The sequence below is a fragment of the Oxalobacteraceae sp. CFBP 8761 genome (genome assembly GCA_014841595.1).
GTDB lineage: Bacteria > Pseudomonadota > Gammaproteobacteria > Burkholderiales > Burkholderiaceae_D > Telluria.
Genome location: JACYUE010000003.1, coordinates 61,979 through 74,782 on the forward strand (window position 1 = coordinate 61,979; position 12,804 = coordinate 74,782).

Annotated in this window: 13 protein-coding genes; 3 read left to right on the forward strand and 10 right to left on the reverse strand. The window is 66.4% G+C overall.

What is annotated here, in order from left to right:
- Positions 1-6: 6 nt before the first annotated feature.
- From hslU to IFU00_18225, 3 genes are all read left to right on the forward strand, one after another.
- Positions 7-1,344 carry an ATP-dependent protease ATPase subunit HslU gene (gene hslU / locus IFU00_18215; GenBank protein MBD8544216.1) on the forward strand — a complete coding sequence of 446 codons (1,338 nt, stop codon included), beginning with the start codon at positions 7-9 and terminating at the stop codon, positions 1,342-1,344.
- A 20-nt stretch (positions 1,345-1,364) separates the two neighbouring features.
- Positions 1,365-1,568 (forward strand): hypothetical protein, encoded by a 204-nt coding sequence (locus tag IFU00_18220; GenBank protein MBD8544217.1) that lies wholly within the window; start codon positions 1,365-1,367, stop codon positions 1,566-1,568.
- A gap of 147 nt (positions 1,569-1,715) precedes the next feature.
- Positions 1,716-2,447 carry a helix-turn-helix transcriptional regulator gene (locus IFU00_18225; GenBank protein MBD8544218.1) on the forward strand — a complete coding sequence of 244 codons (732 nt, stop codon included), beginning with the start codon at positions 1,716-1,718 and terminating at the stop codon, positions 2,445-2,447.
- Positions 2,448-2,529: 82 nt separating this feature from the next.
- Here IFU00_18225 and IFU00_18230 read toward each other — a convergent pair whose 3' ends face one another.
- The 10 genes from IFU00_18230 to gspI are packed head-to-tail and all read right to left on the reverse strand — an operon-like array spanning position 2,530 to position 12,792.
- Positions 2,530-3,162 (reverse strand): hypothetical protein, encoded by a 633-nt coding sequence (locus tag IFU00_18230; GenBank protein MBD8544219.1) that lies wholly within the window; start codon positions 3,160-3,162, stop codon positions 2,530-2,532.
- A gap of 44 nt (positions 3,163-3,206) precedes the next feature.
- A complete protein-coding gene (gspF, locus tag IFU00_18235) occupies positions 3,207-4,427 on the reverse strand; it encodes a type II secretion system inner membrane protein GspF (protein MBD8544220.1) in 1,221 nt (406 codons plus the stop codon).
- 3 nt (positions 4,428-4,430) lie between these two features.
- Positions 4,431-5,852 (reverse strand): type II secretion system ATPase GspE, encoded by a 1,422-nt coding sequence (gene gspE, locus IFU00_18240; GenBank protein ID MBD8544221.1) that lies wholly within the window; start codon positions 5,850-5,852, stop codon positions 4,431-4,433.
- A 4-nt stretch (positions 5,853-5,856) separates the two neighbouring features.
- Positions 5,857-8,256, reverse strand: a complete 2,400-nt coding sequence (gene gspD / locus IFU00_18245; GenBank protein ID MBD8544222.1) for a type II secretion system secretin GspD — start codon at positions 8,254-8,256, stop codon at positions 5,857-5,859.
- A complete protein-coding gene (gspN, locus tag IFU00_18250) occupies positions 8,256-9,029 on the reverse strand; it encodes a type II secretion system protein N (GenBank protein MBD8544223.1) in 774 nt (257 codons plus the stop codon). The genes gspD and gspN overlap by 1 nt, the downstream gene beginning before the upstream one ends.
- Positions 9,026-9,544 carry a type II secretion system protein M gene (locus IFU00_18255; protein MBD8544224.1) on the reverse strand — a complete coding sequence of 173 codons (519 nt, stop codon included), beginning with the start codon at positions 9,542-9,544 and terminating at the stop codon, positions 9,026-9,028. Before IFU00_18255 ends, gspN begins: the two co-directional genes overlap by 4 nt.
- Entirely contained in the window at positions 9,541-10,758 is a 1,218-nt protein-coding gene (locus IFU00_18260; GenBank protein ID MBD8544225.1) for a general secretion pathway protein GspL, read from the reverse strand. Before IFU00_18260 ends, IFU00_18255 begins: the two co-directional genes overlap by 4 nt.
- Positions 10,759-10,775: 17 nt before the next feature.
- Positions 10,776-11,747, reverse strand: coding sequence for a type II secretion system minor pseudopilin GspK (gspK, locus tag IFU00_18265; GenBank protein MBD8544226.1), 972 nt, complete (start codon positions 11,745-11,747; stop codon positions 10,776-10,778).
- The gene (locus IFU00_18270) at positions 11,747-12,409 is read right to left on the reverse strand and encodes a prepilin-type N-terminal cleavage/methylation domain-containing protein (GenBank protein ID MBD8544227.1); all 663 of its coding nucleotides are present in this window, start codon (positions 12,407-12,409) and stop codon (positions 11,747-11,749) included. Before IFU00_18270 ends, gspK begins: the two co-directional genes overlap by 1 nt.
- Entirely contained in the window at positions 12,406-12,792 is a 387-nt protein-coding gene (gene gspI / locus IFU00_18275) for a type II secretion system minor pseudopilin GspI (protein MBD8544228.1), read from the reverse strand. The genes IFU00_18270 and gspI overlap by 4 nt, the downstream gene beginning before the upstream one ends.
- Between the last annotated feature and the right edge of the window lie 12 nt (positions 12,793-12,804).

Sequence of the window (12,804 nt, forward strand, 5' to 3'; positions counted from 1 at the left end):
AGCTTCATGAACATGACCCCACCCGAAATCGTCTCCGAGCTGGACAAGCACGTCGTCGGCCAGGGCAAGGCCAAGAAGGCCGTCGCGATCGCGCTGCGTAACCGCTGGCGCCGCCAGCAGGTCGACGAATCGCTGCGCTACGAAATCACGCCGAAGAACATCCTGATGATCGGCCCGACGGGCGTCGGGAAGACCGAGATCGCGCGCCGCCTGGCCAAGCTGGCCGATGCGCCGTTCATCAAGATCGAAGCGACCAAGTTTACCGAGGTCGGCTATGTCGGGCGCGACGTCGACACCATCATCCGCGACCTGATCGATATCGGCATCAAGCAGACCCGCGCCAGCGAAGCAAAGAAAGTGCGCCAGCGCGCCGAAGACGCGGCCGAAGACCGCATCATCGACATCCTGGTGCCGCCGGCACGCGACTTTGGCTTCAACACCGCCAATACGCCGGACAGCAAGGAAGGTGACGCCACGCGCCAGACCTTCCGCAAGCGCCTGCGCGAAGGCGCGCTCGACGATCGCGAAATCGAGATCGAAGTCTCCGACGCGGCGCCGCAGATGGAAATCATGGCGCCGCCGGGCATGGAAGAAATGACCGAGCAGATCAAGTCGATGTTTGCCGGCGCCAACGGTGCACGCAAGAAGCCGCGTAAGCTCAAGATCCAGGAAGCCATGAAGATCCTGATCGACGAAGAAGCCGGCAAGCTCCTCAACGAAGACGAACTCAAGCAAAAGGCCATCGCCAACGTCGAGCAGAATGGCATCGTGTTCCTCGACGAAATTGACAAGATCGCGACCCGCTCCGAGCACGGCGGCGCCGATGTCTCGCGCGCCGGCGTGCAACGCGACCTGCTGCCGCTGGTCGAGGGCACGACCGTGAACACCAAGTACGGGATGATCAAGACCGACCACATCCTGTTCATCGCGTCGGGCGCGTTCCACCTGTCCAAGCCATCGGACCTGATCCCCGAGCTGCAGGGCCGCTTCCCGATCCGCGTCGAGCTCGAATCGCTGTCGATCGAAGACTTCAAGAGCATCCTGACGTCGACCCACGCCAGCCTGACCAAGCAATACCAGGCGCTGCTGGCCACCGAAGGCGTGCAGGTCGAGTTCCTGGACGAAGGCAACCATCGTCTGGCCGAGATCGCGTTCTCGGTCAACGAGCGCACCGAGAACATCGGGGCGCGCCGCCTGTACACGGTGATGGAAAAGCTGCTCGAGGAAATCTCGTTTACTGCCGGGTCGGAAAAAGACCAGGTGGTGCGCATCGACGCAGCCTTTGTCAACGAACGGCTCGACGCGCTGGCGGTCAACGAAGACCTGTCACGCTACGTGCTGTAATTTTCTTGCGGGAGGCCGGCATGGCAAACAAGGCATTGGCGACGCGGCAGAAAATGCGGTTGCGGATCGAACCGTCGCAGCAGGCGGGCAAGCCGCGCAATCCCATCGCCGCGCTGGCCAAGGCGCGCGCCGCCGGCCCGCATGCCAAGCCGCTCTCGAGCGAGCGCACTGCCGCCAAGCAGGCGCTCAGGAAGGTCAGGCTGGTGGCGGGCGACGACGACTGACCGGCGCCGGTTCTGCAGTGCATACACTCTTTGCGGACACCTCGGTGTCCGTTTTTTTAGCCCGCGGCGTCCATTCCGGTGTACGTGCCTTGTCCGCACCGTGATTCAACGTTAAAGTCAGCCGTTGTCATTTTCTCTGGATCGCCAATGAGTTCACCCGATCTGATCCTGGACGCGCTGCGCATACGCTTGCGCGCGGCCGGCATCACGTATAAAACGCTGTCCGAGCGCATTGGCGTGAGCGAGTCGAGCGTCAAGCGCATGTTCGGGCAAAAGGATATGGCGCTGTCGCGCCTGGCGGAGATTTGTCAGGCCACCGGCATTGGCCTGGAAGACCTGCTGCGCGGGGCGATCGAGGCGCGGCCCCAGCTCGATGCGCTGAGCCTGACGCAGGAACGCTCCATTGTTGCCAACCCGCGCCTGCTGTTGATGGCGATCTGCTGCCTGGGCCACTGGAGCATCGAACAGATCATCGAGACCTACGACCTGACCGAGGCCGAGTGCATCACGCTGCTCGCCGAGCTCGACCGGCTGGGCCTGATTGAACTGAAACCGCTGAACCGCTATCTGCTGCGGGTGTCGAATGCATTCCGCTGGCTGCCGGATGGTCCGGTGCAGCATTTTTTCCGCGAGAACGTGGTGAACGATTACTTCTCGGGCCGCTTCGATGGGGCTGGCGAAGCACTGCTATGCCTGCCGGCGCGGCTGTCGCCGGCCAGTGCGCTCGAACTGTCGCTGAAGATTGATCAACTGGCGGCCGAACTGGCGCGGCTGCACCGCAACGACCGGCGTCTGCCAGCCGACGAGCGCAAGGGGCATACGCTGCTACTGGGCTTCCGGTCATGGGAACTGGCGGCGTTTACGGCATTGCGGCGCTAAGCGGCTACTACTGAAGCTGCTGCGGCTGCTGCGGCTGCTGATGCGCGGCCATGCCGCCGGCATCAGGCCGACACCAGCCCGATCACATCACCGGCCGCTCTCCGTTCATTGGCTGCGCGTTCTGTGGCATCTGCGGCTGGCCCGGGTTGTCCTGCTCCGGTGGTGGATCGCGGGGCTGACCCTGCATGCCTTGTTGATTGGCGTCCGGTGGTGCGCTCTGCACCATCGGCGGCGCGCTGACCACACCCGGCGCCATTTGCGGCTCCATCACCGGCTGCGGCGGCATCGCGCGCGGTACTGGCTGGCTGATCGCACTCGACTGGCCGGCATCGGGCGCCAGTTCGACGCGCTTCATGACACCGTTATCGGACAACATCACATAACGCCGATGCACTTCTGCCACCACGACGCCGGGCGCGATCTCGCGGCCGATGCGCACTGCTTTCGGCAGCGACCCGTCGGCCACCAGGATCACGGCGCTGTTGGCGCCGGCCGAGACCACGCCAGTCAACTGGAAACTGGAAATTGCCACTGTCGGCTGCCCGCCAAACAGCGTGGCCGCGGCTTCCGGACTCGGCTCTGGCTGGGTCGCCAGCGGCGCTGCAGCCAGCGGGCGCTGCTCGGGCTTGTACAGCTGCAGCACCCAATAGGTGCTGGAAGCGGCCAGCACGATCAGGGCCAGCAGGCTCAAAAGAAGGGGCAAACGCTTGTTCATGGTGTCTTTCGCATCTCGGTCATTGGCATCGCTACGCGATTGTCTTATTGCACCAGCTGATTGATTTCGATGATCGGCATCAGGACGGCCAGCACGATCAGCAGCACGACCAGGCCCATCGCCAGGATCAGCACAGGCTCGAGCAGGCCGGCGATGGTCAGCGTGCGGCGCTCGAGATCGGCCTGCTGCGAATTGGCGGCGCGCTCGAGCATGGCCGGCAATTCGCCGGTGATTTCGCCGGCGCGGATCATGTGCACGAGCATCGGTGGAAACAGCTTTTGCGCCGACAGCGCGCGCGCCAGGCTCACGCCTTCGCGCACGCTGGCCGTGGCCTGCTCGACCAGTTCGGCCATCGCCACGTTCGACAGCGTCTCGCGGCTGGTGTCGAGCGCGCGCAGGATCGGCACGCCCGAGCCGGTGGTGATCGCCAGCGTGCTGGCAAAGCGCGCGGTGTTCAGGCTGCGCTCGAACTTGCCGTAGATGGGCGCGGTCAGCAGCCACGTGTGCCAGCGGCGCTTGAGCACCGGATTGCGCAGCGCGCGCCGCCACAGCCAGAACGCGCCGGCAATCAGGATGCCGACATAGATGCCATACGCGCGCACGAAGTCGGACACGGCCAGCATGACGACCGTGAGAAATGGCAGCTTTTGCTTGGTGTTGGCAAACACCGAGACGATCTGCGGCACCACGTAGGTGAGCAGGAAAATCACGATCGCGAACGCGACCACGGTGACGATCGCCGGATACGTGAAGGCCAGGCGCACCTTCTGCACGAGGGCGTTGCGGCGCTCGATGTAGTCGGCCAGGCGCGAGAGCACGCGCGACAGTTGACCGATCTGCTCGCCCGAACCGACCAGCGCCCGGTAAATCTCGGCGAAGTCGCGCGGGTGGTGCGTCAGGGCGGTGGAGAAGGCCGAGCCGCCGATGACTTCGGCGCGAATCGACGCGACCAGGTCGCGCACGTACGGGCGCTCGGCCTGTTCGAGCAAGGCGGTAAAGGCTTGCTCGAGCGGCAGGCCAGCTTCCAGCAGGCTGGCCAGCTGGCGCGTGAACAGCGCCAGTTCGTTTTGCGACAGGCGCTCGCCGATGCCGCGCGAGCGCGCCACGCCGGCGGCGTCGAGCTGGGCCGCGATGGCTTCAACGCTCAGCGGCGTCAGGCCCTGCGCGCGCAGGTCGGCGCGCGCGGCGCGCGGACTGTCGGCGTTGACCACGCCCTTGCGGGTGGCGCCCCCGTTGTCGACGGCCTCGTAACGAAATGCCGGCATCGGTTAGTCCTTGGTCACGCGCACGATTTCGGCCCGTGTGGTGGTGCCGTCGAGCAGCCAGCGTTCGCCGTCCTCGCGCATGGTCTTCATGCCCACGCCCAGCGCCGCAACGCGGATGTCGGCTTCGGATGCCCGGTTGTGGATCTGGGCGCGGATCTGGTCGGTGGTCTCGAGCAGCTCGTAGACGCCGACGCGGCCGTGGTAACCGGTATGGCCGCAGCGTTCGCAGCCGACCGCGTGCCAGGTCGTGCCGTCGAAGGTCTTGCACTGCGAGCAGAGCTTACGCACGAGGCGCTGGGCCATCACGCCCAGCAGCGACGAGGACAGCAGGAACGGTTCGATGCCCATGTCGAGCAGGCGCGTTACGGCCGAGGCCGCATCGTTGGTGTGCAGCGTGGCCAATACCAGGTGACCCGTCAGCGACGCCTGCACGGCGATCTGCGCCGTTTCCAGGTCGCGGATCTCGCCGATCATGATGATGTCAGGATCCTGGCGCAGGATGGCACGCAGCGCTTTTGCGAACGTCATGTCGATACGGGCATTGACCTGGGTCTGGCCGACGCCGTTCAGGTCGTACTCGATCGGGTCTTCGACCGTCATGATGTTGGCCGTCGCCGCGTTCAGGCGCGACAGCGCCGCATACAGCGTCGTGGTCTTGCCCGAGCCGGTCGGGCCCGTGACCAGCACGATGCCGTGCGGCTGGTTGATCAGGCGGTCGAACTGCGGCAGCAGGTCGCTGGCCATGCCCAGGTGCGACAGGTCGAGGCGCCCTGCCTCTTTGTCGAGCAGACGCAGCACGGCGCGCTCGCCGTGGCCGGTCGGCAGCGTCGAGACGCGCACGTCGACTGGTTTACCACCCACGCGCAGCGTGATGCGGCCATCCTGCGGCAGGCGTTTTTCGGCGATGTCGAGCTGCGACATGATCTTGATACGCGAGATCAGCGACGCGTGGATGGCCTTTTTGGGGCGCACGATATCGCGCAGCGCGCCGTCGATGCGAAAGCGCACGACCGACGTCTGCTCGAACGGCTCGATGTGGATATCGGACGCGCCTTCGCGCAGCGATTGCGTGAGCAGCGCATTGATCATGCGGATCACCGGCGCGTCGTCGGACGATTCGAGCAGGTCTTCGATCGCCGGGACGTCCTGCAGCAGCTTGGTGAGGTCGAGATCGGCGTCGAACTCGTCGACGACCTGCGACGCGTCGTTGCCGCCGCCGGCATACGCGCCGGCGATGACTGTGTCGAGCTCGTCCTTGTCCATCCGGCGCAGCTGGATGCGGCCGAAGCGGCGCGACACCTCGGCGATGGCGGCCGGCGCGGTCGCGCTGGAGACCAGCACTTCGACGCTCTGGCCCGGTTCGCCAGTGCCGCGCGCCAGGACGACGTGGTCACGGGCGAACGCGTAGGGCAAGAGATTGGTCATCTGATTACTCCCGGTTCGGTGGCGTCACCGGGCGAAACTGCGAGGCGGGCACGGCGGCGCCGGATGCTGCGCCCGGTGCAGTTTCTGCAGCATTGCTCGCCGGGTTCGCAGAGCTTGAACGCGAGGCGCCCGGACGATTGGCGGCGCCATCGTTCGACGCGCCCGGCGCGGCGTTGGCCGGTGGCGGCGCCTGGACCGGCACGGTGGCCATGCTGCCACCTGCCGGCGGCTGACCACTGACCAGCGGCGGCAGCAGCGGCGCGCCCAGGTCGCGCAGCAGCGGCGAAGCCTCTGGGCGGCCGGCAGCGCCAGCGGCGCGCATGAATTCGTAGCGGTCCATCGCGATCGAGTTCGACGCATCCTTGCTGCGCACCACGACCGGACGCAGGAACACCATCAGGTTGGTCTTGTTGCGCGTGCGGGTACGGTACTTGAACAGGTTGCCCAGCACCGGGATGTCGCCCAGGCCGCGCACTTTTTCTTCGCCGTCGCCCTCGGTGTCTTCGATCAGGCCGCCCAGCACGATGATCTGGCCATCGTCGGCCAGCACATTGCTTTCGATGGCGCGCACATTGGTCGTCAGGCCCGAGGCCAGGTTGCGGGTGGACGCATCGACGCTCGAATTCTCGTGGTAGATGGCCATCTTGATGGTGCCGCCTTCCGAGATCTGCGGGCGCACCTTCAGCAGCAGGCCCACGTCTTGCCGTTCGACCGTCTGGAACGGGTTGCCGCTGTTGTTGCCCGACGTGGTGTACGAACCGGTGATGATCGGGACGTTCTGGCCGACCTTGATGGTGGCCAGTTCGTTGTCGAGCGTGATCAGGTTTGGCGTCGACAGGATGTTGGCGTTGCCATCGTTTTCCAGTGCGCGGGCCACGGCGCCCAGGCCGAGCTCGCCGCCGATCTGGCGGAACAGGCCGAAGGTCAGGCCCGACGGCACGCTTGGCGTGGTCGTCGCGCTGGTGCCCTGGCTGGCGGCCAGCGCCAGGTTGACGATGCTGCTGCTCGAGCCGCCGCCGGTGTAGTTCTGCAAGCCGCCGAAGCGGTATTTGCTGTCGGAGTCGCCCGTCGCGCCAACCCACTGCACGCCGAATTCGGATGCCTTGTTGGACGTGACTTCGACCACCAGTGCCTCGATGTACACCTGGGCCCGGCGCACGTCGAGCTGGTCGATGACCGAGCGCAGATTGCGGTAGACGGCGTCGGGCGCGGTGATGATCAGGCTGTTGGTCGAGGCATCGGCCTGGATGAAGCCGGAACCCTGGCCGCCGCCGGCGCCGCCGGCATTGGCGGTGAGCTGGCTTTGCTGGCCGAACGTGTTGCCGGTGCCGCCCATGCCGGTGCTGCTCTGCTGGCCTTGCTGGCCGCCCAGCCCGCCGGCGCCGCTGCCGCCCTGCCCGCTGCCGGTGCCCGACGTGATCGAGCTGCCCGACGTGCCCTGCTGCTGCACCGGCACGGCCGACGCGTCTTGCGAGACAACAGCGCGCAGCGTCTGCGCGACGCGGCTGGCGTCGGCGTTTTTCAGGTAGACGACGTGGATATTGCCGCGGCTGGAGCTTTCCTGATCCAGGCGCGCGATCAGGCTCTTGGCCAGGTTGGCGCGGGCCTGCGACGGCGCGCGCACGATGACCGCATTGGTGCGCGGATCGGCCAGCACCGTGACGCGGCCCGAGTCGCCGCCCGCAGCCGGTTCCATCAGGCGCGTGACGAGTTGCGCGATATCGCTGGCGATGGCGTTGCGGATCGGGATCACGTCGAGCTCGGCCGCCACCGGCGCGTCGAGCGCGGCGATGATGCGCGCCAGGCGGCGCAGATTGTCGGCGTAATCGGTCACGACCAGGGTGTTGTTGCCCGGGTTGGCCATGATCGAGTTGTTCGGCGAAATCAGCGGCCGCAGCACGGCGGTGAGGTTGGCAGCCGATTCGTACGACAGGTAGAACACCTGCGTGGCGATCTGGTCGCCGGTGGCCTTGCTCGAGCGCACGCCGCCCACTTGCGTGGGTGACGATTGCAGCTTGGCTTCGGCCTCGGGCACCACCTTGGCATAACCGTCGCCGCTGGTGACCACTGCGAAGCCCTGCAGGCGCAGCGTCGACGTGAGCAGGCCAAAGGCTTCGCTCTTGCTGAGCGACTTTTCGGACACCAGCGTCAGCGTGCCTTTCACGCGCGGGTCGATGATGAAGGTCATGCCGGTGTAGTGGCCGATCGCCTTGATCACCGATTCGATGTCGGCATTCACGAAGCTGAGCGCTGCGGCATTCGCAGTCTCTTGCGCGGAGGCGGACAATGGCAGCGCCAGGGTCGTGACGGCGGAGGCGGCGCAGCACAGCATGGCGCCGGCGGCAAGACGGCGCAGGGCCGGAAGTTCAAGGTGCGCGAAGGTGGTGTGGTCTGTTTTCTTCATTATCTGAACTCGAGTGCGATTACGTTTTTGCCGTTCACCATCCGGCGCTGTCCCAGCAGATTCAACATGGTTCCCAGAGTGTCTTCATAGCCATCGGCGGCCGCTGCCTGGCCTGAAAAGCGCAGGCGGCCGTTCTGCAATGTGCCCGCGCCCGACAGCAGCAGGGCGCCGCGCACGGTACGCAGCGTCAGATCGGCCTGCGGTCCGCGCCAGTCCATGATCATTTCGTAGCTGCCCAGCGGCTTGATGGGCGACATGCGCGAACCCATGTCGCTCATCGACAGCGTGGTACGACCCTGCAGCGTCACGATGTTTTGCTGGCGCAGCAGGTCAAGCGTATTCCAGGAAAGCCGGATGCGCCCACTCGGCGCGAGCGTATTGAGCGGCGCGCCCAGGCCAGACAACCCCTCGGCTGGCAGCAGGAGTTCGCCGGCATTGACCTGCCACTGCGACCAGCTGCCCTGCACGCGTACCGGGCTGGTCAGCGCCTGCGGATTCTCGAGCGTCATGTTCACATTGCCCAGCACCACCAGTGGCGACAGGGTCCAGGCAAAACGGCCTGGCAGCAATGGCGTCACCGCACCGCCCTGGCCCGGCGCCCCGCCAATAAAGGCCGAGCCGCGCCAAAGCGTACCCTGCGCATCCCCCAGCGTCAATCGACCGCCGGTCTGGCGTTCGACCATGGGGCCCAGCCAGGCCGCCGGCAGGAATGCCAGCACCGTTGCCACCACGGCCAGCGCCACCAGCAGGCCCCACGTCAGCGCCCGCCTCATGCAGCCGGCTCGGTGCTTTGACGCAGCGTGAGCGTGGCATCGACCTGGCCAAGGGCATCCTTGGCGGTAAATTGCGCGTCCTGCACCAGCAGGCGGCTGTCGCGGCGTTGCGCGTCGAGCCAGGCCATCAGGTTGGCGAACGAAACGCCATTGAGTTGTACCTTGGTGTATTCGCCACTGACCGACAGCGACGCGGGATTCAGGCCGCTGGCCGTCATGCTGGCGGCCAGCTCCTCGCGCGTGACGGGTGCGACGGCCGGCGCCGGCTGGGCCGCGACGGCGCGTGCTTCGGCCGCCAGCGCATCGAGCTGCGCGGCTTGCTGACGCAGCTCGGGCAGCGCGCGGCGCAATTGTTCGCGGCCGGTCAGCGCCGGCTCGAGCAGCACCAGGTACAGCAGCGTCAGCGCCACCACGCCGCCGCCGACGAGCAGGAACTTGCGTTCTTGCGCGGTGCGCGCGCTCCAGTAGCCGCCCACGCGTTCGCGCAGGCCGCTCAGTTTGCCGATGGCGCTCATGGCTTGGCTCCTGTGCTGCGGATCAGCCAGGTGGTCGCGTCGGGCGACTCCAGGCTGAGGTTACGTGACGACAGGGACGCGCGGAGCTGGTCGGCCATGCCGGGGTTGGTGGACTCTGGTTTGACGCGCACGGTGAGGGTCCGTTCGCGGTAGTCGATTGATGCAATCGCAGGCGGCACGCCCAGCGTGCGTGTCGCTTCGCCGAAGGCGGCGGCCATCCAGTTGAACTCGTTGCCGGCCACCTGGCCGCTGCCGGCCTTGGCACGGTCGATGTTCTGGCGCATCTGCGCGACCGGATCGATGGCCGGCTGGTTCGGATACACCGAGCGGAACGTTTGACTCATCTGCAGGCGCACGGCATCGGCTTCGCGCTTCAGGCCCAGCCATTCGATATTCAGGCCGATCAGGTTGATTGCCACGGCCGCCAGCGCCAGGCGGATCGGCCAGCGCCAGCGGCGCCAGTCGCGCTGCGCGACGCCGGCCGTGCCCAGGCCTGGCACCAGGTCGAGCACGGGGCCGGTGCTGCCCCTGGCGCCGGCGATCCAGTGCGCCCAGTCATCGCTTTCCAGCGTGATGCCGGGACCGGCTTCAGCCACCAGCGCATTGTATTCACCCAGCTGTTCACGGTCGACGTACAGCACCAGCGGTGCATCGCCCGACAGCGCGCGCGCCGTTTGCAAGGCCATCACCGGGCTGCCGTCGAGCGCCAGGCCCAGTCCGTCATATTGGCTTTGGCGCAGGATCAGTTCGCCGTTGCCGACGGCGGCGCTGACGCTGCCCGGATGCAGCGGCAGGCACAATTGCTCGGGGATGGCCGCGATCTGGCGCGCACCGAGTGCGAGCAGTGCCCGCACGAGTGGCTCGAGCCAGGCCTGCTGCACCACGGCCACCGGCCGGCGGCCATCGGGCTGCACGGGACCGGCCACCAGCACGCAATCGAGCGGGTCGCCCAGGATGTGTTCTTCGACGAGCGCCGGCAGCGCCGCGCGCAGGCGGGCGCCGGCCAGCGGCGGGGCCTGTACGGACAGCAGCGTGACGTCGCTGGCGGCCAGCACCAGCACCACGCGCCGGCTGGCGGCAACGACGTCGCCCAGATTGCGCAGCACGCCCTCGCCCTGCTGGCCGATGGCGCCGTTGTCGCCGACCAGCGCAAAGCGGCACAGGGCGCCTTCGCCCTGGCTGCGTGCCGGATGCCGGATATAAAGAGTACTCAAACTGTCTCGCTTTCTTCTCAGTTCTGGCGGGTCCAGATCACGTTCACACTACCGGAATTGACCAGATTGCCACCGACTCGCACCAGCGACTCGGCATCCAATGCGGCCCGGTCGAGCCGGATCCGGCTCTGCACCAGGAAATATGTGCTCTTGACGGTGATCTTCGGCTGGACCTCGGGCTGCGGATTCTGCAACGAGGTCTTGAACTTCTCGACATCGGCCCACGGCACGCGCTGGCGCTGCGCGACGATCGAATTGGCTTCGGCCATCGAACTTCCCGGCAGCACGGCGGCCAGTACCTCAGGCGCCGCAGTATTGACATTCACATCCGTATTCGATGCCGGCAGCACGATGACGAACGGCCGCAGCCGCTCGACCGCTTCGGGCTTGAGACCTGACACCATCAGCAAATCATCGACCCGCTCCAGCCGCATTGGCGCTCCCGTGCGCGGCTTCTGCGCCACCGGGGGTGTACCGTCTGGCGGCGGCTCGGCGACCAGGGGCTGACCGGCAGCAACAAACTCGGCAATCGGCTGCGCCAGCCGCGCTTCGAGGCGCAGATTGGTCAGCAGCCTGCGCATGACTTCGATCTCTGCCTTGTCGGGCGTGCCGCCCTTGGCCAGATTGTTCAGATTGTAACGCGCCGTGGCGTCCAGAACCTGCCCGGACAGCGACGCATCGAAGTTTTCGCCCTGGATCCGCTCACGCTCGATGTACTGGTCGAGCCGGGTTTCGGCCAGCGGCGTGGCCCAGACCTGATCAAGCGAGGTGTAGTTGCTATTGTTATTGACGCGCAAAATCACGCTGGCCCAGTCGAGCGCGCCGCGCTGGATCCACTTGGTCTGCGACTGCAGGCGCTGGTTTTCCATCGAGCGCACCTGCACCTGCTGCTGCCAGAACAGGCTGGCAACAATGGAGATGGCCAGCGTGGTCAGCAGCATGGCAGTCACGACGGCAACGCCCCGCTGGCGTGTGAGGTGGCGATGCATCAGGTGCCTCCCAGCAGGAATGCCTTGACCATCGGCTGGGCCAGGCCCTGCACGGTCAGCGCCACCTGCACGCCGGTCGGGTCTTGCGCGTTTTTGGCAGGCGACTCGTTCAAGGCGGGATCCGGCGCCCCGCCGCCCACGGCCGTGGGTTCGTTGCGCCAGGCATTGTTCTGCCAGCCCTGCACCTGCATGCCGACCACGCCAACCTGCAGCACGACGGACGGCGCATTCTCGGCCGCTGCATCGGATGCGATGGCTTGCCACAGCTGCTCGATCTGGATCAGGTCGCGCGTGCCGGGCGACTCGCGCCGCACCAATTTTCCTTCGACGACGCGGTAGCTCACCACTTGCAGGCGCGACGGTTCGTTCTCGACAAACACCTTGCGCACGAGGATCAGGCGGTCGGTATCCCACAGCAGCGCGGGACGACCGGCCATGATGTCGTTGCCGGCCGCGTGCTCGCAATCGTTTTCCATCTGGGCAAAGGCGAGCTGCATGCCGCGCGTGGTTTCCATGTCGGCAGTCAGCGCCACGCGCGCGCGGACGATGCCGTCCAGGCCGCGCCAGCCGAGCACGGCAACCATGGCGAGGATGGCGATCGCCACCAGGAGCTCGACCAGGGTAAAGCCTGCAGGGCGCCTGCTGCTCGGGATCCGCGTCATACCGGGGAAGGCCTCAGAACCAGTTGGATCAGTTTGACAATGCGGCGGCCAGGCTTGTCGACGTCAAACACGGAGACTTCGATCCTGCGCAACAGCGGGTTCGGGCTGGTCAGGACTTCTTCTTCGCACATCAGGTTCAGGCCGCCTTGCGGGCACGGGAAGCTGCGCTTGCCCACTTCAGGGAACTCGCGCCCCAGACGGATTTGCACGAGCCGGTTCTCGGCCGACCAGGTCGCCATCATCGATGCGCGCAAGCCCTGGCTGTTCGAGGTCAGACTGCCGACCGCGCGCAGGCCGGCGGCCAGCGCCGTGCCGACGATGACGAGCGCCACCAGCACTTCGAGCAGCGTAAAACCGGCAGCAGGTCGGGAAACGGGGCGCATGGTGGCGGGGGA